The sequence below is a fragment of the Variovorax terrae genome, assembly GCF_022809125.1.
Taxonomy (GTDB): Bacteria; Pseudomonadota; Gammaproteobacteria; order Burkholderiales; family Burkholderiaceae_C; genus Variovorax_A; species Variovorax_A terrae.
Genome location: NZ_JALGBI010000001.1, coordinates 1,877,356 through 1,901,829, shown reverse-complemented (window position 1 = coordinate 1,901,829; position 24,474 = coordinate 1,877,356). Strand labels below are relative to the sequence as shown.

Genomic DNA, 24,474 nt, shown 5'->3' with positions numbered 1-24,474 from the left:
CCGCTTTGGTTGGCGGCTTGGCGTCTGGCTGTGTCATTCCGCGATTGTCTCACGGGTACAGAAATTAGATGGGAATAAAAAATAGACGCAAATAGTAAATAGATGTATGCTGGTGACCTTGGTCAGCAAACTTGGAGGTCTCTGTGGGAGAAGTCGGCAGGTTTGAAGTTGTCGGGCAGGGGACATGAAAGCCCTTCGCGGTGCGGCCGCCCTCCGCAATCTTCGCGAGCAACCCCTATGGCGCCTGCTGGCCGCCAACAAGGGGCCTGTTGTGATTGCCCTGCTGCAGTCCTTGTTTGTGGAGTCCGAGCAAACGCTTCCAAGTTCAGTGCTTCATGAGCGCTTGACCCGGGATATCGAGGCGCTACGCGCTGTAGGGGAGGAGCTTCCGCAAACGCCGCAGGCGTATGTCGCAGAGTGGCTCAGCCAGGGGTGGTTGACGCGTCGATTTCCTGCCGGCGCGTCCGAGGAGGAGTACGAGCTGTCCGTGGACGCGCTGACGGCACTGCGCTTTGTGACAGGGCTTTTGAAGCCTCGTACCACCGCGACAGAGAGTCGGCTATCCGTTGTGATTCACCAGCTGTCACGACTGGCGGAGGAGACCAACACCAATCCGCAATCGCGTCTGGCTGCTCTGCACGCCGAGCGCGACCGCATTGACCGGGCGATTGCTGAGGTCGAACGTGGTGGGGTCAAAGCGCTTGCCCCAGACCGTGCTGTGGAGCGGGCGCGCGAAGTCATCGCCTTGGCGCAGGAACTCGCAGCCGACTTTCGAAGCGTTCGTGATGAATTCGAGAGGTTGAACCGAGGTCTTCGTCAGAGCTTGATGGAGAACGAAGGGAGCCGCGGCGATGTGCTTGAGCAGCTCTTTGCCGGGGTTGACCTCATCGGTGAAAGCGATGCCGGCCGAACTTTCCATGCTTTCTGGCGGTTGCTGACAGATAGCGAGCAGGCCGCGACGCTGCGCGAGTCGTTGGATGAGGTGACTGGTCGTCCCTTCGCACGACAGCTGGAGTCGCAGGAGCGCAAATTTTTGTTGGGGCTGACGGGGGCCTTGTTGAATGAAGGACGAGGGGTGCACGATGTGCTGCAGCATTTCGCGCGTAGCCTCAAGAGCTTTGTCCAGAGCCGGGAATTCCTCGAGCACCGCCGGCTGCATGGCCTCCTCAAGGCGGCGACGCAGGCTGCGCTGGGCGCCAAGGACGAGGTCCGGCCAAACGAGCAAGTGGGCTTCGAGCTCATGCAGTCCAGCAGCCGCATCAGGTCGGTGTCTCAATGGGCGCTGTATGACCCGGCTGAGCGTGTGACTGACTCATCAATGCAGGCCGCGGAGCCATCCGAGTTGGACCTCGAAACGGTGAGCGAGCTGGTTCGGCAATCGGAAATCGACTTTCGAACGCTCAAGGCCCACGTGCGAGCCATCTTGGAGCGGCAATCTCAGGTTTCCATTGCGCAGGTGCTTGCTGAGTACCCCGCGGAGCAGGGTTTGGGAAGTGTTGTCGGCTATGTCGCCCTGGGCTCCAAGCATGGGGAAGTGACTGACGGGACAGAGCTTGTGGTCTGGGAAGGGGACGACGAGGTGCAGCGCCGCGCCAAGGTTCCCACCATCTATTTCATGAGGGAGCGCTATCTTGAATTCGTTGACTGACACGATGGGTGAGTCTCTTGTAGACGACGCGGGGGCGGACTCCCCTGTTGCCGAAGCTGCAACCTTCCAAGGAGATACGGGGGCGCTGCCCATCGACACCCGGCGGGTCCTGGTCCAGCTCCTTCTGGGGCCCTCGGTGGACGCCCGGCGTCAATCGAAGCTCTGGCCGGTTCTGTTGCGAGATGAGGCTGCCATCCGTTCGCGCATGCATGACCTCTTTCTTGAAGTCGTCATCGACCATGAGCAGAAGGTCGCCTTCACAAGGCAAGTTGTTTCTGAAGACCTGGATGTCCCCATCTTGCTGCGCAAGGCTTCGCTCACATTCCTGGAAACCGCATTGCTGCTTTTCCTGCGGCAGCGGCTGACGCAGGCCGATGCACAGGGCGAGCGGGCGGTTGTGTCGCGCGAAGACATGCAAGAACATCTGGCGGTGTTCGAAAAAGAGAACAACCCCGACCACGCCAAGTTCGGACGGCAGGTCATCAATGCGATCGACAAGGCGAAGAAGCTGAGCCTGCTGCAGTCCATCCGCGGGTCGGGGGAACGCTACGAGGTCTCACCAACACTCAAGCTCCTGTTCTCCGCCGAGGAAATTCAGGAGCTCACGCGCACGTATGCCACTTTGGCTGCCTGCCCCGGAGGAGTCGGTCCCAGTGGGGAGCCTGATGGCGATGACGACGAGCAGCCTGCAGATGAGGAGGAGGCCCAATGAACCCGTTTTCTCAAGCCGAACTGCTGGGCGGCAGCAGTGACCAATTCCGTCTCGCACGGATTCAGACGTTCAACTGGGGGACGTTCTCGAATGTCTTCGACTTCCCCATCCCGAAAGAGGGCTACCTCTTCGTCGGCCCCTCGGGGTCTGGCAAGTCGACAGTCCTGGATGCGCATGCTGCACTTCTGACGCCTCCGAAGTGGGTGGACTTCAACGTTGCTGCGCGCGAGGCCGAGCGCAATGGCCGGGACCGCAGCGTCATGACCTACCTTCGTGGGGCTTGGGCGCAGCAGACTGGCGAGGCTGGCGAATATGTGTCGCAGTACCTGCGTGGCGGCACGACGTGGTCGGCCATTGCGGAAACCTACCGTGATGAACTGGGGCGTGTGGTGGTGCTCGCCCAAGTTCTGTGGGTGAAGGGAAACTCGACCGCCCCCGGTGATGCCAAGCGGGTGTACCTGACGCTTGAGCGGGAGTTTGATGTTCAGGAGCTGGAGTTCTTCGCGAAGAACGAATTCGATGCTCGCCGCTTCAAGCACGATTTGCCTGATGCAAAGGTGCATACGGAGTTCAGTGCCTACCAAGAGCGTTTCCGCCGGCTGCTGGGCATCGAGAACGAGCGCGCGTTGCGCTTGCTGCACAAGACGCAGTCCGCCAAGAACCTGGGCGACCTCAACGTGTTCTTGCGGGACTTCATGTTGGATGAACCCGAAACCTTCGGCATCGCCGCTAGCCTGGTCAATGAATTCGGGGAGCTCAACGAGGCGCACCAAGAGGTCGTCGCTGCTCGCAAGCAAATTCAGACGCTGGTTCCGGCGCGCGATGAACACGGAGAACTGGACAGGGTAAAGCTTGAGAGCAATGGCTTGCAGGCCATACAGACCGCCATTGACCAATATCGAGAACACCGGCGCAAGCTTCTTCTCGACGAGCGCATTGCCGAACTCGAAGTGGACAGGGAGGGGTCGAGGCAAGAAACGTTGCGTCTCGCCTCCATTGTCGAGAACGAGTTCCAGAAGCTGACTGACCTTCAGCGGCAGAAGCTCAACATGGGGGCCGATGTTCTTGTGCGGCTTGAAGATGACATCAAGGCCGCCGAAGCTGAAAAGCCAATCCGTATCGGCAAGCGCGACCTGGCCGCAGCAGCATGCGAAGCCATGGGATGGGCTGTTCCTGATTCCGTGGTGTGGTTTGTCCAGCGTGTCGAAGCCGCCAAGCAGCGGGTGTTGAAGGCGCGCGACTTGAAGAAAGAGGTTGAAGAACGGAAGGACGGTGTCAAGGAAGAACTGCGCAAGGCAAATGAAAGGTTCCAGAAGGTCGTCGCTGAGGTCAAGGCGCTTGAACGCCAGAAATCGAACTTGCCGGCACGGCTGGTCGACCTGCGGGAGCGCATGGCACGGGACCTCTCGATTCCCGAAGAGAAGCTGCCGTTCGTTGGCGAACTGGTCGAGGTGCGAGCCGAGGAGACGGCGTGGCGTGGTGCCATCGAGCGTGTCCTTGGTGGCTTCGCACGTTCTATCCTCGTGGACGAGAAGCACTACTCTGCGGTATCGGCTTACCTGAACGAGCGAAACATCGGTGAGCGGTTGGTGTACTTCCGTACCATTCCCCAGACCTCGGGGCGGTCCCCCGGGCCCAACTCCTTGGTGCGCAAGCTCAACATGGCATCGGGTAGTTTCGGGGACTGGGTTCGGGAGGAGCTCAAGCATTCCTTCGACTTCGAGTGCGCCGACACCCTGCAGGCGTTCCGCAATGCTTCGCGTGCGGTCACCCGGGAGGGGCAGGTCAAGCACAGCACGATGCGGCATGAGAAGAATGACCGCCACTCGGTCAACGATCGTAATCAGTGGGTCCTGGGGTTCGACAACAAGGAAAAACTGGCCCTCTTCAAGCAGCAGGCTGCGGAAATCGGTGGTCGCATCAGCGAGCTGGAAGAGACCGTTCGCAAGATTGGGAAAGAGGAAGATGCTCAACAGGTGCAGATGCTGAACTGCCAAAACCTGTCGAACCTGACTTGGAACGATGTGGATGTCGGGTCTCTGTTGACGCGCATCAACGACCTGACTCTCCGGTTGAAGGCTGAGCGTGAGGCACGTCCGGACCTTGCAGCGTTGAACGACAGCATTCGGAAGCAAGAAGATGCGCATTCCAAGGCTGTCGGAAAGAAGAACACTGAAGACGGCAAAGGGCAGTCCATTTCTGCCGAAATCAATCGTTTGAAAGGGAAGCTGGAAGAGCTTGCCCGGCTGTGGCCGACTTCGGACCGTCCGCCTGCGTTCGCCGCGCAGATTGCCGTCCGGTACGAGGCCACGGAGAAGGCTGTCACCTTGGAGAGCCTTGACCATGTGACCACGCTGGTTGAGCGCGGCCTGAACTCGGAGCTGCGGACACTGGAAAGTCGGTTGTCGGACCTTCGCAATTCCATTGTGCAGCGTTTTGCGGATTTCAACCGCGTGTGGCCTGCGCTTGCTGGCGGCCTTGATGCGACGCTCGAAAGCGCCGACGACTATCTGGCGAAGCTCAAGCGGCTGGAGGACGACAACCTGCCTGCGTTCGAGGACCGGTTCTTTAGCCTTCTGCGGGAGCAGAGCGACCAGAATCTCACGCTGCTCACCACGAAGCTGGACGAGGAGCGCTCTGCCATTCGGTCGCGCATGGAACTCGTCAATGAAAGCCTGCGGACGGCGCCGTTCAATCCAGGTACGCACCTCGTCATCGACACGACCGACAAGGCCATCGAGGATGTGCGCCTGTTCCGCGCGAGCCTCAAGGAATCGCTCAGCCACTCGTTCTCCAACGACCGCGACTTGGCCGAGGAACGCTTCAAAGCTTTGGCTTCCCTCGTAAAGCGTCTCGCGAGCCAGGAAACCGCAGACAAGAATTGGCGGAATTTTGTGCTCGACGTGCGGCAACACGTGGAGTTCGTTGCCCGTGAACTGGACGAGGACGACCTGGAGGTCGAGGTCTACCGCAGTGGCGCCGGCAAGTCCGGTGGTCAGCGCCAGAAACTGGCGGCAACGTGTTTGGCGGCAGCGCTTCGGTACCAGCTTGGCGGCCAGGACAGGGCACTTCCCCGCTACTCCACTGTTGTGCTGGATGAGGCTTTTGACAAGGCTGACGCGGAATTCACGGCCATGGCCATGAACATTTTCAAGACCTTCGGATTTCAGATGATTGTGGCGACGCCGTTGAAGTCCGTGATGACGCTGGAGCCGTTCATCGGCGGCGCATGCTTTGTGCACATCAAGGACCGCAAAAAGTCGGCGGTCATCCCCATCGAATACGACAGCGAGTCTCATCGACTGAAACTGACCCAGGACGTGCGCGATGTCGAAGAAATTACTGTCTCCTGAGGCTGCGCGCGATTTCTTGGTTCGTCGCTTCAACAACCAGCATCAGAACTGGCTGGCCGGGGAAGGAACCTGGCCGCTGGTTGTGGCGCTGGGCGTTCCAACCGAGAAGGACATCGCGGAGGATGCTTCCGCGGTCAGGGCGTGGGCGGCCGCTTGGCAGTCACGGACTGGCCCAGGGGCGGTTCTGTTCGAAGAGCGGCAATTTGCGCGATTCGGCAGGCATCGGCTACCCAGCCGGCTGAGCTTTGAAAGCGCTGCCGTCGTGGCCGCTGCGGTTGGTCAGTCCAGGCGGTGGGAGATTGCCCGCGAGCGATATCAACGGATGTCGAGCCGGTGGCCGATACTTGCTCATGGCAGTGTCTTGGTTTCTCGGTTCGATGTGCTCGCGGACTATTCTGCCGAGGATTTTGAACGCTTGGTGACCCTGCTTGCGTGGTTGACCGCGAATCCCGTCTCGGGCCTGTATCTACGGCAGCTCCCGGTGGAGGGGCTAGATACAAAGTGGTTGGAGAAGCGCACGGGGCTTGTGGCTGGTCTTCTTCGCGCGATACGGGGTATTGGGGATGAGGGCGGTGACTTTCATGCGTTGGTTGGCCTCAAGAAGCCTGCTCACCGAGTACGCATCCGATTGCTCTGTCCTATGCTGCGCAGCCGCGTCGGAGGCTTGGGTGACATTGAAGCACCGGTAGGGGATCTCGGCAGATTGCCCATTTCTCCGGCAACTGTCGTGATTGTCGAGAACCTCGAAACAGGGCTGGCACTTCCCGATGTCGCGAACACTGTGCTCGTCATGAAGCTCGGAAATGCGGTGAGCGCTCTTGGGGCACTTCCCTGGTTGCAGAGTGCTGACGTTGTGTATTGGGGAGACATTGACTCCCATGGCTTTGCAATCCTGGACCGCGCCCGCAAGGCTGTTCCTCAGATTCGATCCGTTCTGATGGACGAAGCAACGCTTTTGGCTCACCGACCGCTGTGGGTCGAGGAGCCGGCGTTGTGCGCCAATGTGGCCTACGACGAGCTGACCCCTGGGGAGAAATCGGTCTACGAGCACCTGCGTGCGGGCACATGGGGTGGTCGTGTGCGACTTGAGCAGGAGCGACTGGAGTGGAGCACTTCGTTGAAACAACTGACGGAGGCCCTTGGCCGTGACTGTCTTTACACTGGGGTCTAGCTCCGCAGGGTGACTCGGGGTTTGGTAGGTCTGCCGAATCAGTGACTGAAACTTGATAGCAGTTGCTCCGTCTCTCAAAACGTCCGGCTGCCCAGGATCATGACTCAAGAAAGAATACCGATTCCCTTCTCTTGACCAGTTGGGCTATCACGGCTTGTCTTGTTCCTTCCGGTTAAGAACGATGACTACATCAGTAGATACCGTATGGCCAGAATTTGATGCCGACTCTCAGTCTGATGACGACATCGCGATAGCCAAGGATGGTTCTGCAGCGATAGCAATTGGTGAGGTAAATCGTGGATGGCTGTCAGTCCTCTGTCGGTATCAAGTGGGTGAGCTGCTGCAGCGAAGGGGGCGACCTTGTTTCACACAAGCTCACAAAGAAAGGGTAGCTGGAGAAGTGTGTTGCGAGCCGTTCTTGATTTGCAAGTGATTGATTTTTAATGAATTTAGGACATTAAACCAGACATGTACGACATCGTGCTGCTGTGAGGGGTTGTTGCGGACTGGCTCGGGGTGTGCGTTTTTAACTCGAAGGGACGGCAATTGCCCTTCTCATCACCACAGCCCCAGCACCGTTTAACGTTGGAAGCCAAGTGCTGCCAAAGGCTGTCGCCTCTGGATCGACGGGTTAAAGATCACTTCGCAACCCCTGTGGTTCGAGTCAGCCCGATGAATGAACATCCCTCGGTCAAAGCGATGTACTCGAACACCGGCGTTTCGGCAAATTCCTTCAAAGCCTTGCGGGAGTATTTACCGGTCATCAATACGTCACCAGAGTCCGTGTTCATAGTGGACAGAACCGCTTTAACTTTGCCACGAGATACTTTCCCATCAATCCTGTGGCGGAGGCCCATGCCCATTTCCTTTTCGTGTAGTTCAGCAACCAGGCTGCTGCCAGTGAACACCACCGAGGCGGTTCCTTTGTAAGTAAGCCAGTTACCAGTAGCCGAGCAAGTTGATTCGGACCAAGTCCAGTCTCGCACAGGCTCAGCCGCAAAAACCAAAGGCAGAGTGGCTGACAACAGCAGCACGGCGATCAGTTTTCTCATACTTGGGTTTTTGGAGCTTTTTTACTCAAAGATGAACGGAAATTCTGCATGGCATCCATTTCGTAGCTTTTGCAGCAATTGCTCGGATCGTTTACATAGCTGCTTTCAACGCTTCTTCAGACGTTTCAGCGCCTTCACAGAGTGCATACCCCTGCTTTTCGCTTACTAAGTACCGCAATACTCCCATGTTAGGAAGGCCCGTATCGCGGGTTTCTTCCCGAACATTGAGTTCTTTCCAAGGCTTTTGCTGGCATGCCTTTGTTGCCTCAGCTTCCCACGCGCTCCTTGCCGAACGAAGGTTGGGCCATGGCGCCCAGTTGGTCTGCGAACGAACAAAAAAAAGTCCGGGCTTTACTTCTGAGTGCATAACGCCGCCGCCAAAAGCTCCGGGGCCTTTGCTTAGGTCGTGAGTTGAAGCGCAACCACCAAGAAGAAAAATGATGGAGCAAACCGGATACTTAAGGTGCTGGTACTTGTTTCTCATTTGACTATTTTGGAGCGAAATTTTGAAGCCCACGGAATGTTGCGAAATAAGCTAGACGCTGCGGGGTATCTTGGTCACGGTCTCCCCCTGAAAGTGGCATGCAGCTTGGGTTTGCGGTCGAAATACTATTCAACAACCCAAGCCTAAACAACCCCAGCAAACCCGGCATACCTGTTTTGGATCTCGATTCGCCTGTTGAACCAACTTAAGGGGGCAGACCCGCTACTTCCACTATGGTCTCAGCACCGAGAGGGGCCCGCTCCCCGCAGCCAGTACGATAGCGGCTTGTTTCTCCCGCCGATCCGCATGACCCGCCCCCCCATCCCCATCCTGACCTACCATCAGGTCGATGCGCCTCCGCCCCAGGGCACGCCGTACCGCAGCCTGGTGGTGGCGCCCGCGGCGTTCGCGCGGCAGATGGGGCTGCTCAAGGCGCTGGGTTACCAGGGGCTGTCGATGTCGGCGCTGGAGCCCTATCTGCGTGGCGAGAAGGCGGGCCGGGTGGTGGGCATCACGCTGGACGACGGCTATGTGAACAACCTCACGCACGCGCTGCCCGCGCTGCGCCGGCATGGCTTCTCGTCCACTTGCTACATGGTGAGCGGCCAACTGGGTGGCAGCAATGTGTGGGACGCGGACAAGGGCGTGCCGGCGTCGCCGCTGATGGATGCCGCGCAGTTGCGCGCCTGGGTGGCGGGCGGCCAGGAGGTGGGGGCGCACACGCGCCATCATGTGGACTTGAGCGCGCTGGACGAGACCCATGCGCGCGAGGAGATCGAAGGCAGCCGCCGCGACCTTGAAGCGGTGCTGGACGCCCCGGTGCGCCAGTTCTGCTATCCCTACGGCCACTACGGCGCGCAGCACGCGGCCATGGCGCGCGCGGCCGGCTATGCCTGCGCCACCACCACGCAGCGCGGCCGTGCGATGACCAGCGACGACCTGTTCGAGCTGCCGCGCGTGCCGGTGCTCCTGTCCACGGCGTGGCCGGTGTTCTGGCTCAAGCTCGCCACGGCCTATGAAGACCGGCGGCGTGGCCGTTGACCGAGCAGAGCACCTGATGACCGATTCCTCTTCGCGCCGGCTGCGCATTGCCGTGCTCAACCGCGTGTTCGCACCCACGGGCGGCGGGGCTGAGCGCTATTCCATCGCGCTGGTGGAGCAACTGGCGGCGCGCCACGACATCCATGTGTTCGCCCAGCAGATCGACCATGCCTGGCCGGGCGTGCACTACCACCGCGTGAGCCAGCCCTGCGCCAAGCCGCGCTGGGTGAACCAGCTCTGGTACGCCTGGGCTACGTGGCGCGCCACGCGCCAGGGCTTCGACGTGGTGCATTCGCACGAGAACACTTGGCACGGGCAGGTGCAGACGGTGCATGTGCTGCCCGTCAAGTACAACCTGTTTCGTGGCCGCAGCGGCGCGGCGCGCCTGGCGCGCTGGCTCAAGGTGGTTCTGAGCCCGCGCCTGGGCAGCTACCTGTGGCTGGAACGCCTGCGTCTGGCGCCGCGGCCTGATCGCTGCATCGTGGCTGCGTCCGACACGCTGCGCGAGGTGCTGGCCGAGAGCTACCCGGCGTCGCGCAACGCCACCGTGGTGATTTCCCCTGGCGTGGCCGAGGTGGCTGCTGCGCCCGCCACGCTGGCGCAGCAGTGCGCCGCGCGTGAGCAGCTCGGTTGGCCCACCGAGGGGCGCTGCGTGCTGTTCGTCGGCAACGACTACCGCAAGAAGGGGCTCGACGCATTGCTGCAGGCCCTGGCCGGGCTCCCGCCCGATGTCTGGCTGGCCGTGGTGGGCCACCCGGGGCAGCAGGGCGCTTTCCAGGCGCAGGCCGAGGCGCTGGGCGTGGCGGGCCGCGTGCACTTTGCCGGCCCGCTGCAGGAGGTGACGCCGGCCTATGTGGCCGCCGACGCGCTGGCGCATCCGACGTTGGAAGACACCTTTGCCATGGTGGTGCTCGAAGCCATGGCCCAGGGCCTGCCCGTGGTGGTGAGCGGACCGGCTTTCTGCGGCATCGCCGGCCTGCTGTCGCCGGGGCGCGATGCCTGGGTGCTGCCCGAGCCGCGCGACGTCGCCGCGCTGCGGCAGGCGCTGGCCGAGGCGCTCTCCGGCACGGCCGCAACCCAGGCGGTGCGCGCCGCGGCGCTGGCTTTCGCGCGCGCCCATGCCTGGCCGCAGCAGGCGCGCCTGCAAGAGGCGGTGTACCGCGACGTGGCAGGGCGGAGCGCGCCTGGCTCCGACTGAGCTGGGGTTGCTATTGTTTTTATAGCTACAAAGAACCAGCTGGCCTGGACATCGGGCCATTTTGGCTTGAAATTCCGGGTGACAGACCCTTTTCCGGGCTGCGGAGGGGCCGGCCCGGCGCGGAGGCGCCTCAGGCCACCAGCTTGAAGTGCTTGCGGCTGAAGTCGAGCCCGGTCAGGCTTTCGAGCCGGCGCATGAAGTGGTACTTGTTTTCTTTGGGCGTGGGCTGGTAGGCCGGGTCGATGTGCAGTTCCTGCTCGGCGCCGGTGCGCAGCCACTCCCGCACGGCCTGCGGGTGCGTGCCGGTGAACGGTGCCAGCGCGCGCTTGTCGAAGCGGCTGTAGGTCACCTTCGTGGCGGTGTCGGAGCCCCAGTACTTGCTGACCTGGTCCAGCTTCTTCTGCATGTCCTCGTTGCGGCGGATCCAGCCATAGTGGTAGATGTGGGCGTTGGCCAGTGCCGCGTGCGGGTTGCGCGGACGCTTGTGTTCGTGGGTCACGAGCCAGTACTGGCCATCGGGGGCGTAGCTGCGGATCGTGTTGCGGATCAGCCGGCACTCGCGCCGGTACCAGCCCGGGCTGATGGAGATCCACTGCGGCGAACCGTAGAAGTGGATGTAGTCGAACACCAGCGCCTCGACGGCCGGGTTGCCATGGTGCAGCTCGACGCTGGCGCGGATGGTAGCCAGATCGTCTTCGTGCACCACCTCGTCGCCTTCGAGGTAGAAGGCCCAGTCGCCGATGCAGGCGTACTGCGCGATCATCTTCTGCTGGGCGTAGACGAAGCCGCGGTCGGCCATGCGCTCGTTCCAGCGCGTTTCGATGATGCGGATCTTCGGGTCGCCGATGGCGCGCACGCGTGCCAGCGTGTCGTCGCTGCCCGCACCGACGGCGACCACGAACTCGTCGACCAGCGGCAGCAGGGAGCGGATCGAGGCTTCGAACGGGAACCCCAGTTCGACGCCGTTGCGAATGAAGGTGAAACCGCTGATGGAAATGGTCATGAGGGGGCGAGCTCGGTCGGTGAAGCCGAAGGGCTTTCGGGTGAATGCAGGCCCAGCCGGTACAGGCGGGCGTAGAGGCCATCCTGCAGCAGCAGGTCGGCGTGGCTGCCGGTCTCGACGATGCGGCCGGCCTCCATGACCACGATGCGGTTGGCATGCTGCACCGTGGACAGGCGGTGGGCGATGACCAGCGTGGTGCGGTTGGCCATGAGCCGCTCCAGCGCCTCCTGCACCGCGCGCTCGGACTCGGCGTCCAGCGCCGACGTGGCTTCGTCCAGGATCAGCACCGGCGCGTCCTTGTAGAGGGCGCGTGCAATCGCCAGCCGCTGGCGCTGGCCGCCCGAGAGCTGGGTGGCGTTGTGTCCGACCAGCGTGTCCAGGCCCTGCGGCAGGCCGGCCACCATCTGCGCCAGGTTGGCGGCCTGCAGGCAGCGCTCGACCTTGGCGCGGTCCAGCGGGCGGCCCAGCACCACGTTGGCGGCAATGGTGTCGTTGAGCATGATCACATGCTGGCTGACCACCGCAAACTGCGCGCGCAGCGAGGCCAGGTCCCACTGGTCGATCCGCACGCCGTCGAGCAGGATGTCGCCGCTGGTGGGCTCGATGAAGCGCGGCAGCAGGTTGACCAGGGTGGTCTTGCCCGAGCCCGAGGCGCCGACCAGCGCCACGGTTTCACCGGGATGGATCGAGAGGTCCAGCGCATCGACCGCGGGCCCGCCTTCAGGGGTATAGACCACCGTCACCCCGCTGAAGCGGATGTCTCCCTGCGCGCGGGGGCTGGTGTAGGTGCCCCCGGCTTCGCTGGGCGTGCCTTCCACCAGGTCCATGCCGCGCTCCAGCGCGGCGAGGCCGCGGGTGATCGGGCTGGCCACCTCGGACAGGTGCTTGATCGGTGCCACCAGCATCAGCATCGCGGTCACGAAGGCCACGAAGTCGCCCACCGTGGCGCCCTCACTGGTGCTCTGCAGCAGCGCCACCGAGATTACCGCCGACAGCGCCACCGCGGCCAGCATCTGGGTGATCGGCGTCATGGCGGCCGAGGCCACCGTGGTCTTCATCGACAGCCGGCGCAGCGACTCGCTGAGTTCGCCGAAGCGGAACGACTGCGAGGCCTGCGCGCCGTGCAGCCGCACGTCGCGGTGGGCCAGCACGTTTTCTTCCACCACGTAGGCCAGGCTGTCGGTGGCCTGCTGGCTGGCGCGCGTCAGCCGGTACAGCCGGCGCGATAGCGTCTTCATCACCACCGCGATAGCGGGGAACAGCAGCGCCACGATCAGCGTGAGCTTCCAGTTGAGGTACAGCAGATAGCCCACCAGCGCCAGCAGGGTCAGGCTGTCGCGCGCCAGGCTCATCAGCGAGTTGACCAGCATCGAGCTGCCGTTGTAGACCTCGTAGACGATGGTGTTGGCCAGCTTGCTGGAGGACTGGCCGCCGAACAGCGCGAGGCGCGCATCGAGCAATTTTTCGAACATGCGCCGGCGCAGGGTTTGCAAACCCTCGTTGGTGACCTTGGCCAGGGCCATCTGGGCGAGAAATCCGGCCAGCCCCCGTATGCCGAACAGCAGCAGCAGCGAGGCCGGCACCACCCACAGCTTCAGCGAGCCCTGGTTGAAGCCGCGGTCCAGCAGCGGCTTGAGCAGGGCCGGGATCATGGGCTCGGTCGCCGAGGCGACGACGGTGGCCAGCACTGCGATCGCCCACGAACCCCAGGAGCGGCCGAAGTAAGGCCAGACGCGCCGCAGCCGGGTCTTGATGTCCGGCGGGGCCGGCGGTTCTGGGGACATGGGTTCAGGCATGGGCGCGGACAGCGGTTGACTCGTGAAATCCGTGGAGGGTGGCCAGGGCCGGCTCAAGCAGGAGCCGGCAGGCCTGGCCGATCTGCTGCGCCGACAGCTCGCTGACGGCCCCGGTGGATCGCAGGGCGATGATATGCGGATCGCGGGGCAGCCGCCAAGCGGGATCGATGCTGCGGTGGAACAGCGCCACCACGGGGGTGGAGGTGGTGAATGCCAGGTGCATCAAGCCGCCGTCGGCGCAAACCACCAGCGCCGCCTGCCGCATCAGGGCCTGGCTCTGGGCCAGCGTGGTCCGGCCGGTGAAGTCGGCCACCCTGGCGCGCAGCGCCGGGGGCAGGGCCTCGATCAGATCGCTGGCGGCCTGCCGACCGTTGTCGCTGCCGGTGAGGGCCACGCCCAGGGGCGTGCCGTCCAGGATCCAGCGTGCCAGCGCTGTCCACTGCGTGTAGGTGCGCACCGGGTCCACGCCGCCGAGGCCCAGCACCACGTAACCCGGCGCAAGGCCGGGGCGATCCACCGAGGGCGAAGCGACGGCCGGTGTGTCCAGCTTCTGCCGCGCGTGCCGCTGGAACGCGGAGACGGAGAGGGGGCTTCCCGTGAGATCGGCCAGGCGGCGTGTTGCGAATTCCGCGCGATGGAAGTCCGGCCCCACATAGTGCTGCTGCAGGCAGACCCAGGGCAGACGCGGGAACAGCCGCCGCTTCAGCGGGAACGAGCGGCGCATGAAATTGAGGACGAGGGCACCATCGAACACCGCGTCGGGCGGGTGGTGTTCGTCATGCACCCCCTGGAGCCAGGCATCGCCGCGAAACACCGCGGCCAGCGCAGGCGAGGTCAGCAGCGAAACCTCGTAACCTTGCTCCGCCAACAGCGAGCGCGGCGCGAGGTCCATCAGGGCATCGCCAATCTGCGCCATGCCGTCGTAGATCCACAGGATCCTGCGGCCGCCGGGCGGCAGCGCGTCCAGCCGATGGCGCTCCTGCCCGAGGCCGGCATAGATCAGCTTGCGGCGGGCAACGCGCCAGCCGAGCTTGCGCAGGCCCAGCTCCGCAGCGAAGGCGTCGCTGTTCGAGGCCACCGGCGCCGACAGGGGCTGCACCAGACAGCTGCGGGCCTGACGTTGCAGGAATCCTTCAGCCGTCATGGCGCGCCGTGCTTCGCAGTCCGAGGGCCAGGGTCAGGCCCATGGCGACGCAAAAGAAGTCGCCGATGGTGGCGTCGAACAGCGAGGAGTTGAACAGGCACGACAAGGCCATGGCCGCCAGCACTGACAGGGCGGCGCGGTGCTCCTGCGTGGGCAGCCGCAGCGCATCGCGCAGCAGCGCGAGCAGCACGCCGCAGAACAGCAGCAGGCCGCCGATGCCGGCCTCGACCCCCCACAGCAGGTACTCCTGGTGCGGGTTGCGGACCACGTCGGTGCCCGAGCGTCCCTTGCCGCCTTCCAGGCGGTTGTATTCGAGGTTCCAGCTGCCCACGCCATGGCCCGTCAGCGGCCGCTCCTCGATCGACTGAAGGGAGCGGCGCCAGAAGTTCAGGCGCTGGCTCGACGAGGTGTCGACATTGGCGGTCTGTTCATACAGATTGACTTCGGTGACGATCAGCGACAGGCGCTCGCGCAGATGCGGCGAACCGGCCAGCAGCACCAGCACGACCACGAACGGCACGGCCACCGCGGCAAACTTGTACCGGCGCGGAAACTCCCAGATCAGGGCCAGCGACAGCAGGCCGATGGCCGCGACATGGCCGGTGCGCCCCTCCATGAAGAACAGCACGTTGCCCAAGGTCAGCAAGATCACCGCGCCAACCAGATAGAGGCTGTGGCGGCCCGGCACCAGGCCGCGCAGTTGCCAGCACAGGGCTGCGAAGACGCTCATCATGATGGGCTGATCCAGGTGGCTGGTGAACACCGAATGATCGACCAGTGCGCTGCCGGCGCTGGCCCAGGGCACCGGCCACTCCAGGATCAGCATCCAGGAGCTGAGCACGGTGAACAGCTGCGCGCCCGCGAAGCAGGCCAGGGCCAGCACCGCCTCGCGCCGCGTGTGGATCAGGCAGATCAGCAACGGGATGACCAGCAGCTTGCCGTGCTTGGCGAGTGCGACCAGCGCCTCACCCATCGGTGCGGCGGTCCAGAACAGGGTCAGGCCCAGGCCCGCCAGGGCCAGCAGCACAGCCGGCGGCGTCCAGAGCCACCGGGGCAGGGCGCCCGCAGCGTCCTTGCGGAGCCAGGCGGACCCCAGCACGATGACGCCGCCCACCAGCAGCAGGGCCTTGGCGAGACTGATGACTGCCATGGCAAGCCCCACGGAGGTGGCCGCCGCGCAGACGATCAGGAGGCGGGGGTTGGGCTTGTTCTTCAGGGAAAATGCGGACATGGGAACGGGTGGCGAACATTCAGGCCCGCATTATCCGTGTTGCGCCCGGCGCCTCCTTCGAGGGGTAGGCGCTCTGCTATGCTCGATTGCTTCGGAGATCGTGACCTGTGCCCCAGATTTCAGCCTATATCATTGCCTACAACGAAGCTGCCAAGGTCGCCGATGCGATTCGCAGTGTGAGCTGGGCCGACGAGGTCGTGGTCGCGGACTCCCACAGCACGGACGACACCGCCAGGATCGCCGAATCGCTGGGGGCCCGGGTGGTCCAGATCCCCTTCAACGGCTTTGGTGCGTTGCGCAACGATGCCGTGGCGGCCTGCACGCACGAGTGGATCTTCAGCCTGGACTCGGACGAGCGTTGCACGCCCGAGGTCGGCCAGGAAATCAGGGACCTCGCAGCCCGGGCCGAGCATGGCGCTTTTTTCGTGCCGCGCCGGAACTTTTTTCTTGGCCGCGAAATCCGTCACTCGGGCTGGTATCCCAATTACCGCCAGCCCCAGCTGTTCCGGAAAGAAGCCATGCGCTATGAGATGAGTCCCGTGCACGAAGGCTTTGAACTGGCCGACGGTGTCACGGTCGGCTATCTTCGGCACGCCATCTGGCAATTGCCGTTCAAGGACCTGGCCGAAGTAATCGGCAAGATGAATCGCTACTCGACCCTGGGCGCAACCAAACGCCGCCAGGCCGGTTCGAGCTACGGCAAGGCCTTCACGCACGCCCTGTGGGCGTTCTGGAAGCACTACCTGTTCAAGCGCGGCTTCCTGGATGGATGGCCCGGGTTTGTCATTGCCCTGTCCTATTTCGAAGTCACGTTCTACCGCTATGCCAAGGCGGTCGAGCTGGCCCATGAGGAACAGTGGGCCGAGCAGTGGAAAAACATCCTGAAACGCTGAGACACCCTATTTGTTGGAGGATAGACGCAAGTTATGGGTACTGATATTTCCATTCGGCGCAGAACATGTCTTGCGGGGTTGCTGATGGCAGGGAGCCTGCCCGCCTGGAGCCAGTTCCGGGTCGAGGTCTCGGGCGTGGGGCTGACCCAACTGCCGATTGCCGTGGCGGCCTTCCGCGGCGATGAGTCGTCTCCCCAGAAATTGGGCGCGATCGTGCAGGCCGATCTGGAGCGCAGCGGCCAGTTTCGCGCGGTGGACACGGCAGGCGTCGGCGGGCTGGACGAAACCTCCCGCCCCGACGTGGCCCTGTGGCGCCAGAAGAATGCGGATTCGCTGGTCACCGGCAGCGTGGCCCGGCTGGCTGACGGCCGGTTCGACGTGCGCTTTCGTCTCTGGGACGTGGTGCGCGGGCAGGATCTGGGGGGCCAGAGCTACGCCGTGACGCAAGGCGATCTGCGGCTGGCCGCGCATCGCATCGCAGACTTCATCTACGAAAAGCTCACGGGCGAGAAGGGCGTGTTCTCGACCCGCATTGCCTACGTCACCAAGGCGGGACAGCGCTTCAATCTCTGGGTGGCCGATGCCGATGGAGAGAACGCGCAAACCGCCCTGACCAGCCCCGAGCCCATCATCTCGCCGGCCTGGTCGCCCAATGGAGCGCAGCTCGCCTACGTCTCCTTCGAGTCGCGCAAGCCCGTGGTGTACGTGCACGACGTCGCCAGCGGCAAACGCCGGCTGATTGCCAATTTCCGCGGCTCCAATAGCGCACCGGCCTGGTCACCCGACGGCCGCACGCTGGCCGTGACGCTGAGCCGCGACGGCGGCTCGCAGCTCTACACGATCGACGCCAACGGCGGCGAGCCGCGCCGGTTGATCCAGTCTTCCAGCATCGACACCGAGCCGGCCTTTTCGCCCGATGGCAAGAGCATCTATTTCGTGAGCGACCGCGGCGGCGCGCCGCAGATCTACCGCATGCCGGCCGCTGGCGGCTCCGCAGAGCGCGTGACCTTTACCGGGAGTTACAACATTTCGCCGGCCGTCAGTCCCGATGGACGCTGGCTGGCCTACATTTCCCGGGTCAACGGGGCCTTCAAGCTGCAGGTGATGGAGCTCTCGGGCGGTGCCGTGCAGGCCATCACGGAGACCTCCGCGGATGAAAGCCCGAGCTTCTCTCCCAACGGCCGGCTCATCGTCTATGCCACCCAGCAACAAGGCCGCGAAGCGCTGATGACCACCACGCTGGACGGAAAGATCAAGGCGCGCCTGGCCGGGCAGGGCGGTGACATCCGCGAACCCGACTGGGGCCCGTTCCAGAAACCCTGACTATTTAAGACTTGTCATTCCCAGGAGATAGATGATGAAACGAATCTTGTTGATGCTTGCCATGACCGCTTTGATGGCTGGCTGCAGTTCCGGCGTCAAGCTGGACAACGTGCCGGTCGAAGACAAGACCGGCAATGCGGTCATGTCCGGTCAGAACGACGGCAGCGCCACGACCAAAAGCGGCGTCGAACCGGTCGATCTGAGCAAGTCAACAGAGGACAAGGCCGGCCCGGCCGGCGTGGCCCGCATCGTTTACTTCGATTACGACAGCTACGTCATCAAGCCCGAATTCCAGAGCCTGCTGGACGCGCATGCGCGCTTCATCAAGGCCGACAAGAACCGCAAGGTCGTGATTGAAGGCCATACCGACGAGCGCGGCGGCCGCGAGTACAACCTGGCGCTCGGCCAGAAGCGGTCCGAAGCCGTCCGGCGCGCGCTCGGCCTGCTGGGGGTGACGGACAGCCAGGTCGAAGCGGTCAGCTTCGGCAAGGAGAAGCCCGCCGTGCCAGGCCATGACGAAGCGGCCATGGCCAAGAACCGCCGCGCTGAAATCGCCTACCGCTGATGTCCAGCCTAAGCCTCACCGTGAAGCGGTTTTCCCTGTCGCGTGCGCGGCTTGGCCGCGCAGCCCTCGTGTCCCTGGCCTGCCTCTGGCTGTCTGCGGCCCATGCGGGGCTGTTCGATGACGATGAGGCGCGCAAGGCCATCCTGGACCTGCGCCAGCGCGTCGAGTCCACTCGCGAGGACTTGCGCAAGTCCAATGACGACAACGCGCAGATGCGCCGCAGCCTGGTCGACCTGCAAAGCCAGATCGAAAGCCTGCGCGCCGACCTGGCGAAGATGACCGGCCAGAACGAGCAGCTGGCGCGCGACGTTTCCGAATTGCAGCGCCGCCAGAAGGACATCGCGCAAGGGGTGGACGATCGCCTGCGCAAATTCGAACCGACCAAGGTGGCGGTGGATGGCCGGGAGTTCACCGCGGACCCGGCGGAGAAGCGGGATTTCGAAGCGGCGCTGGCGGTCTTTCGCAAGGGCGACTTCCCTGCGGCCCAGACGGCCTTCGTGGACTTCGTGAAGCGCTACCCGCAAAGCGGCTACGGGCCGTCCGCGCTGTTCTGGCTGGGCAATGCGCAGTACGCCACGCGCGACTACAAGGAAGCCATCGCCAATTTCCGCTCGTTGCTCGCCCAGGCGCCCGATCACGCACGTGCACCGGATGCCGCGCTGTCCATTGCCAACTGCCAGATCGAGCTCAAGGACAGCCGCTCGGCCCGCAAGACGCTGGAAGACCTGGTCAAGGCCTACCCGCAGTCGGAGGCCGCACAAGCGGCCAAGGACCGGCTGACCCGCCTCAAGTAGCGGAGCCTAAGAGGCTGTGAGCAGGCATCTAAAATCAGGGGATGCAATCCTCTGATTTGTCTTCGCTCACCACCCAGGTGCTGTGGGCCGCTTTCTTCCTGTCCGTGGTGTTTGGCGCGATCGCCCAGCGCACGCACTTCTGCACCATGGGGGCCGTCAGCGACGTGGTCAACATGGGCGACTGGACCCGCATGCGCCAGTGGGGCATGGCCATCGGCGTGGCCATGATCGGCTTCGCGGCGCTGGCCTTCGCCGGCCTGATCGATCCAGCCAAGACCCTCTACGCCTCGAACCGATGGATCTGGCTGTCGGCTGCGGTGGGCGGATTGATGTTCGGCTTCGGCATGGTGCTGGCCTCGGGCTGCGGCAGCAAGACGCTGGTGCGCATCGGCGGCGGCAGCCTCAAGTCGCTGGTGGTGTTTGTCGTCATGGGCGTGGCTGCGTTCGCCACGCTCAAGGGCGTCACGGCCGTGATCCGGGTGGCCACGGTCGACCGGGTTGCTATTGATTTTGTAGCGGGAGCGAACCTACCCGCCTGGACATCGGCCGCTTTTGGCATCAGAACCTCGATCGCGGGGCTGCTTTGGGCACTGGTGCTCGGCGGCGGCCTGATGGCGTGGGCCTTCGTGGGCTTCCGGCGTTCCGGCGAACTGCCGAACAACCTGCTGGCGGGCCTAGGCATCGGCGCGGTGGTGGCGGCCATGTGGTGGGTCAGCGGACACCTGGGCTATGTGGCCGAGCACCCCGAGACCCTGCAGGAAGCCTTTCTCGCCACCAACTCCGGGCGCGCCGAAGCCCTGAGCTTCGTCTCGCCCGTGGCCTACACGCTGGACTGGCTCATGTTCTTCAGCGACAAAAGCAAGGTGCTCACGCTCGGCATCGTTTCGGTGTTCGGCGTGATCGCGGGCTCGGCGCTCTGCGCCATCGCCACGCGCACCTTCCGCTGGGAGGGGTTTGGCAGCACCGAAGACGTGGCCAACCACCTGGCCGGCGCGGTGCTCATGGGCGTGGGCGGCGTCACCGCCATGGGCTGCACGATCGGCCAGGGGCTGAGCGGCATTTCCACGCTCAGTGCCACCAGTTTCGTGGCCGTGGCGGCCATTCTGGCGGGGGCGGTTGCCGCCTTCAAATACCAGGTCTGGCGCCTGGACCGAATGGCCTGAGCATGAGCGCCGTGACGAGCGTCATTGAGGCCGCTTTGGCCCCGGACCTTGCACGCCGTTTCAGCGGCCTGGAGCGCTTGTACGGGGTGGCGGGGGCGGCGCGCATCCGCCAGGCGCATGTCGCTATCGTCGGCCTCGGCGGCGTTGGCTCCTGGGCGGCTGAGGCGCTGGCACGCAGCGGGGTAGGGCGGCTGACACTGATCGATCTCGACCATGTCGCCGAGTCGAACATCAACCGGCAGATTCAGGCGCTGGACACGACGGTGGGGCAGGCGAAGGTGCAGGCAATGCGCGAGCGCATTGCCCAGATCAACCCGGCGTGTGAAGTCATTTGCATCGAAGAGTTCGTTGAGCCCGGCAACTGGCCCCGGTTGTTGCCAGCAGGGGTGGATGCCGTGATCGACGCCTGCGACCAGGTCAAGGCCAAGACCGCCATGGCCGTGTGGGCGCGGCAGAGTGGAACCCTGTTCGTGACCGCCGGTGCGGCGGGCGGCAAACGGCTCGCGCACCGCGTGGATGTCGGGGATCTCGCCGAGACCACGCACGACCCGCTGCTGGCGCAGTTGCGCTACCGCTTGCGCAAGGAGCATGGCGCGCCGCGTGAAGGCAAGAAGATCGGAGTCGCCTGCGTCTTCAGCCGCGAAGCGGTAGCGCCGCCTGACGCCTCGTGTGCCGTGGAGGGCGACGGCTCGCTGAATTGCCACGGCTATGGCTCGGTGGTCAGCGTCACGGCCACCTTCGGCCAATGCGCGGCGGGCTGGGTTCTGGATCAGCTGTCCAGACGGGCGAACAGCGAGTAAATCCACGTTATAATCATAGGCTTTGCAGCCACCCGGTGGGTGGAGCAAAACGGGACGTTAGCTCAGTTGGTAGAGCAGCGGACTTTTAATCCGTTGGTCACAAGTTCGAATCTTGTACGTCCTACCAAAAACACGAGGCCCTGCAATCATTGCAGGGCTTTTGTTTTTTGCTATCGAAAATATAGCAATCATGGTGAGCTACGCCGCCTGATTTTTCGGGATTGTGCGCATTTTTTTGCCCACAGTGGCCAGGGCCCTGACCAGCTTTGCATTCAGGTGTTGGCCAAGGCCGGCTGACATGCCAGCACCGCCAGCAGGTTCTTCGCGGCGCCCACGCCCATGTTGACGTAGGCGTCGCTGGTGACGCCGCCGATATGCGGGCTCAGCACGATGCGCTCCTGGCCCTGGAACGGGTGGCCGGCCGTCATCGGTTCCACCGCGAAGCTGTCCAAGCCGGCGGCCATGACCTGGCCCGAGCGCACGGCCGCCAGCAGCGCGGCCTCGTCGACGAGGCCGCCGCGCGCGGTGTTGACCACGATCACGCCGCGCTTGCACCAGCCCAGCGTGTTGGCGTTGAGCATGCCGCGGTTGTCGTCGGTCAGCGGGCAGTGCAGCGAGATCGCGTCGGACTCGCGCCAGACCGTCTCCAGGTCCACGCTCTTCACGTAGGCCGGCAGGTCTTTCGCGAACGGGTCGAAGCCGATCACGCGCATGCCCAGGGCGTCGGCCATGCGCGCAAAGCGCAGGCCGATGGCGCCCAGGCCCACCAGGCCGATGGTGCGGCCGCCCAACTCCAGGCTCTTGTGCGTGGCCTTGTCCCAGTGGCCGGCGTGCATGCGCGCGTCCAGCGGAACGACCGACTTGGCGCAGGCCAGCAGCAGCGCCAGCGCCTGCTCGGCCACGGCCGCGGCGTTGGCGCCGACGGCGGCCACTACCTCGATGTCGCGCGCCTGGGCTGCTGCCTTGTCGATAGTGTCGGTGCCGCTGCCGTGCTTGGAGATGACCTTGAGCGAGGGCGCGGCGTCCATCACCGCGGCGCCGACTTTGCCGTAGCGCACGATCATGGCCACCGGGTCGTGCGCGCCGCACAGCGCCACCAGGTCGGCTTCGGTCGGCGTCTTGCCGGCGTAGACGATCTCGTAGTCCTTGAGCAGGTCCAGCGCCTGCTGCGCCAGGTCGGCGCCCGTGACGACGATGCTGCTCACAGTTCCTCGCCTTCCTTCAGCACGCCGGCCGCGCGCAGGGCGGCGGGCAGCCACTTGGAGGCGGTGTCGCCGCGCGCGATGGCGTCCAGGCGGGCGGCCTCGTCATCCACCTTCTTGTCGGCCAGCGCCAGCATGGCGGGGGCTTTCTCGCGCTCGATCACCACCACGCCGTCGGCGTCGGCCACGATCAAGTCGCCCGGGTTCACCACGGTGCCGCCAGCCGAGATCGGGTGGTTGATGCGGCCGGGCACGAGCTTGGTCGGGCCAGCCGGGTTGAAGCCGGCGCTGAACACCGGGAAGCCCAGATCCAGCAGCTCCAGCCGGTCCCGGATCGCGCCGTCGACCACCACGCCAGCGATGCCCAGCTTCTTGCAGGCGCTGAGCATCAGCGTGCCCATCAGCGCGGCGGTCTGGTCGCCCTTGCCGTCCACGACGATCACGTCGCCGGGGCGGGCCAGCGCGATGGCGGCGTGGATCATCAGGTTGTCACCGGGGCGCACTTCCACGGTGAAGGCGGGGCCGGCCAGCTGCATGCCATGGTGCACCGGCGCCACGCGGGCGTGCATGGTGCCGCGGCGGCCGGCCACGTCGGCGAGGATGGCGGCCTGGAAGGTGCGGGCCTTGGCGACGACGTCGGGGGAAACGCGTTCGATGTCACGGATGATGTCGGGGAGGGTGCTCATGGCGTGTGTCATGGAGGTGGGTTACGAAGAGGGGGTGGCGGAAGGCACGTGCGACGTCACTCGTATGTGGCAGTCAAAGGCATCGGCTGGCAGCATCGCTAGTGGTCGCCCTGTGCCAGCCGAGAACGGCACGGCGGCAGGTATTGCCCCTTGCAAAGAGGTTGGCGAAGACACGAAGTGCGTAGCCTGAGGATTAGTCGATGCGCGCGCCCGAATCGCGCACGATCTGCCCCCAGCGCACGATGTCGGTCTTGAGCAGAGCCGCAAACTGCTCGGACGTGCCGCCCAGTACATCGCCGCCCTCCGACTTGAGCTTGGCAGCCACGTCGGACTGTTTGAGCACCTTGTTGATCTCGGCATTGAGCGTCTGCACGATGGCCGCGGGCGTGCCGGCGGGGGCCAGGATGCCGAACCAGGTGGAGGCATCGAAGCCCGGGTAACCCGACTCCGCCAGCGTGGGCGCCTGCGGCAGCTCGCTCGAGCGCCGCAGCGAGGTAACGGCAATGGCGCGCAGCTTGCCGTTGTTCACATGGCCCAGCAGCGTGGGCACCGAAGACATGTAGATGCCGACCTGGCCGCTCATTACGTCGGTCATGGCCTGGGCCGCGCCCTTGTAGGGCACGTTCTGCATCTGGATGCCGGCGGCCTTCTTGACTTGCTCGCCCGCCAGGTGCGCCACCGTGCCGTTGCCGGAGAAGCCGAGCGTCAGCGCATCCGGCCGAGCCTTGGCGGCAGCCACGATATCGGCAAACGTCTTGTAGGGTGACTGCATGGGCACCACGATGGCAATCGGCGAGGAAGCCACCAGCGCCACCGGCACCAGATCTTTCAGCGGGTCATAGGGCAGCTTGGGGTAGAGCGTCGGGTTGACCGCGAGATTGCTGGTCTGCCCCATCACGAGTGTGTAGCCATCGGGGGCGGCCTTGGCCACGGCATCGACGCCGATGTTGCCGCCCGCGCCAGGGCGGTTGTCGATGACGATGGTCCATTTGAGCGTGTCGGAGAGCTTCTGCGCCACCGTGCGCGCCAGCAGGTCGGTGCCGCCTCCGGGGGGGAACGGCACGACCAGCTTGATGGGCTTGGCCGGGTAGGGCGCCTGGGCCAGCGCTGCCCCCGTGGCGGCAGCGGCCAGCAGGAAAACGAGGGCCGTGCGTCGGCTGAATGACCGGGTCATGGAATGCATGGATGTCTCCGTCTTTTCGTCTCTGAACAAGG

General features: G+C 64.1%; 21 protein-coding genes and 1 tRNA gene. 13 read left to right on the top strand and 9 right to left on the bottom strand.

The window, feature by feature from the left end:
• Window positions 1–184: 184 nt before the first annotated feature.
• The 4 genes from MMF98_RS08960 to MMF98_RS08945 are packed head-to-tail and all read left to right on the top strand — an operon-like array spanning window position 185 to window position 6,884.
• Window positions 185–1,648, top strand: a complete 1,464-nt coding sequence (locus MMF98_RS08960) for a DUF3375 domain-containing protein (protein ID WP_243305931.1) — start codon at window positions 185–187, stop codon at window positions 1,646–1,648.
• On the top strand, window positions 1,632–2,360 hold the full coding sequence (locus tag MMF98_RS08955) for a DUF4194 domain-containing protein (protein ID WP_243305930.1): 729 nt from the start codon (window positions 1,632–1,634) through the stop codon (window positions 2,358–2,360). Before MMF98_RS08960 ends, MMF98_RS08955 begins: the two co-directional genes overlap by 17 nt.
• Window positions 2,357–5,713, top strand: a complete 3,357-nt coding sequence (locus tag MMF98_RS08950) for an ATP-binding protein (RefSeq protein ID WP_243305929.1) — start codon at window positions 2,357–2,359, stop codon at window positions 5,711–5,713. The genes MMF98_RS08955 and MMF98_RS08950 overlap by 4 nt, the downstream gene beginning before the upstream one ends.
• Window positions 5,688–6,884 (top strand): Wadjet anti-phage system protein JetD domain-containing protein, encoded by a 1,197-nt coding sequence (locus MMF98_RS08945; protein ID WP_243305928.1) that lies wholly within the window; start codon window positions 5,688–5,690, stop codon window positions 6,882–6,884. The genes MMF98_RS08950 and MMF98_RS08945 overlap by 26 nt, the downstream gene beginning before the upstream one ends.
• A 638-nt stretch (window positions 6,885–7,522) precedes the next feature.
• Here MMF98_RS08945 and MMF98_RS08940 read toward each other — a convergent pair.
• Window positions 7,523–7,936, bottom strand: coding sequence for a hypothetical protein (locus MMF98_RS08940; protein ID WP_243305927.1), 414 nt, complete (start codon window positions 7,934–7,936; stop codon window positions 7,523–7,525).
• A 91-nt stretch (window positions 7,937–8,027) separates the two neighbouring features.
• Window positions 8,028–8,420, bottom strand: a complete 393-nt coding sequence (locus tag MMF98_RS08935) for a hypothetical protein (RefSeq protein ID WP_243305926.1) — start codon at window positions 8,418–8,420, stop codon at window positions 8,028–8,030.
• Window positions 8,421–8,726: 306 nt separating this feature from the next.
• Here MMF98_RS08935 and MMF98_RS08930 point away from each other — a divergent pair, with 306 nt between their 5' ends.
• On the top strand, window positions 8,727–9,461 hold the full coding sequence (locus tag MMF98_RS08930; RefSeq protein WP_243305925.1) for a polysaccharide deacetylase family protein: 735 nt from the start codon (window positions 8,727–8,729) through the stop codon (window positions 9,459–9,461).
• Between the two features lie 16 nt (window positions 9,462–9,477).
• Complete coding sequence (locus tag MMF98_RS08925; RefSeq protein WP_243305924.1) at window positions 9,478–10,659, top strand: glycosyltransferase family 4 protein; 1,182 nt, start codon at window positions 9,478–9,480, stop codon at window positions 10,657–10,659.
• Between the two features lie 130 nt (window positions 10,660–10,789).
• Here the strand turns inward: MMF98_RS08925 and MMF98_RS08920 are convergent, their stop codons facing one another.
• Genes MMF98_RS08920 through MMF98_RS08905 form a run of 4 tightly spaced genes read right to left on the bottom strand, consistent with a single transcriptional unit; the run spans window position 10,790 to window position 15,833 of the window.
• The gene (locus MMF98_RS08920) at window positions 10,790–11,662 is read right to left on the bottom strand and encodes a glycosyltransferase family protein (RefSeq protein ID WP_243305923.1); all 873 of its coding nucleotides are present in this window, start codon (window positions 11,660–11,662) and stop codon (window positions 10,790–10,792) included.
• Complete coding sequence (msbA, locus tag MMF98_RS08915; RefSeq protein ID WP_243305922.1) at window positions 11,659–13,446, bottom strand: lipid A export permease/ATP-binding protein MsbA; 1,788 nt, start codon at window positions 13,444–13,446, stop codon at window positions 11,659–11,661. The genes MMF98_RS08920 and msbA overlap by 4 nt, the downstream gene beginning before the upstream one ends.
• Before the next feature lie 4 nt (window positions 13,447–13,450).
• On the bottom strand, window positions 13,451–14,602 hold the full coding sequence (locus MMF98_RS08910) for a glycosyltransferase family 9 protein (RefSeq protein WP_243305921.1): 1,152 nt from the start codon (window positions 14,600–14,602) through the stop codon (window positions 13,451–13,453).
• Window positions 14,592–15,833 carry an O-antigen ligase family protein gene (locus tag MMF98_RS08905; protein ID WP_243305920.1) on the bottom strand — a complete coding sequence of 414 codons (1,242 nt, stop codon included), beginning with the start codon at window positions 15,831–15,833 and terminating at the stop codon, window positions 14,592–14,594. Before MMF98_RS08905 ends, MMF98_RS08910 begins: the two co-directional genes overlap by 11 nt.
• Before the next feature lie 107 nt (window positions 15,834–15,940).
• On the opposite strand from MMF98_RS08905, the gene MMF98_RS08900 reads away from it, so the two are divergent.
• The 7 genes from MMF98_RS08900 to MMF98_RS08870 all read left to right on the top strand — a co-directional run bounded on the left by MMF98_RS08900 (window position 15,941) and on the right by MMF98_RS08870 (window position 21,498).
• Window positions 15,941–16,726, top strand: a complete 786-nt coding sequence (locus MMF98_RS08900) for a glycosyltransferase family 2 protein (RefSeq protein ID WP_243305919.1) — start codon at window positions 15,941–15,943, stop codon at window positions 16,724–16,726.
• An 84-nt stretch (window positions 16,727–16,810) separates the two neighbouring features.
• Window positions 16,811–18,049, top strand: coding sequence for a Tol-Pal system beta propeller repeat protein TolB (gene tolB / locus MMF98_RS08895; RefSeq protein ID WP_243305918.1), 1,239 nt, complete (start codon window positions 16,811–16,813; stop codon window positions 18,047–18,049).
• Window positions 18,050–18,080: 31 nt separating this feature from the next.
• Entirely contained in the window at window positions 18,081–18,614 is a 534-nt protein-coding gene (gene pal, locus MMF98_RS08890; protein ID WP_243305917.1) for a peptidoglycan-associated lipoprotein Pal, read from the top strand.
• Window positions 18,614–19,408, top strand: coding sequence for a tol-pal system protein YbgF (ybgF, locus tag MMF98_RS08885; protein WP_243305916.1), 795 nt, complete (start codon window positions 18,614–18,616; stop codon window positions 19,406–19,408). Before pal ends, ybgF begins: the two co-directional genes overlap by 1 nt.
• Window positions 19,409–19,449: 41 nt before the next feature.
• Window positions 19,450–20,571 carry a YeeE/YedE family protein gene (locus tag MMF98_RS08880; RefSeq protein WP_243305915.1) on the top strand — a complete coding sequence of 374 codons (1,122 nt, stop codon included), beginning with the start codon at window positions 19,450–19,452 and terminating at the stop codon, window positions 20,569–20,571.
• Between the two features lie 2 nt (window positions 20,572–20,573).
• Entirely contained in the window at window positions 20,574–21,371 is a 798-nt protein-coding gene (locus MMF98_RS08875; RefSeq protein WP_243305914.1) for a tRNA threonylcarbamoyladenosine dehydratase, read from the top strand.
• 51 nt (window positions 21,372–21,422) lie between these two features.
• A tRNA-Lys gene (locus MMF98_RS08870) sits at window positions 21,423–21,498 on the top strand.
• 145 nt (window positions 21,499–21,643) lie between these two features.
• Here MMF98_RS08870 and MMF98_RS08865 read toward each other — a convergent pair.
• The 3 genes from MMF98_RS08865 to MMF98_RS08855 form a co-directional block, all read right to left on the bottom strand.
• Window positions 21,644–22,576: an NAD(P)-dependent oxidoreductase gene (locus MMF98_RS08865; RefSeq protein ID WP_243305913.1), complete on the bottom strand. Its 933-nt coding sequence runs from the start codon at window positions 22,574–22,576 to the stop codon at window positions 21,644–21,646.
• Window positions 22,573–23,259: an RraA family protein gene (locus MMF98_RS08860; protein ID WP_243305912.1), complete on the bottom strand. Its 687-nt coding sequence runs from the start codon at window positions 23,257–23,259 to the stop codon at window positions 22,573–22,575. The genes MMF98_RS08865 and MMF98_RS08860 overlap by 4 nt, the downstream gene beginning before the upstream one ends.
• Before the next feature lie 193 nt (window positions 23,260–23,452).
• Window positions 23,453–24,433, bottom strand: coding sequence for a tripartite tricarboxylate transporter substrate binding protein (locus MMF98_RS08855; RefSeq protein ID WP_243307359.1), 981 nt, complete (start codon window positions 24,431–24,433; stop codon window positions 23,453–23,455).
• Window positions 24,434–24,474: the final 41 nt, after the last annotated feature.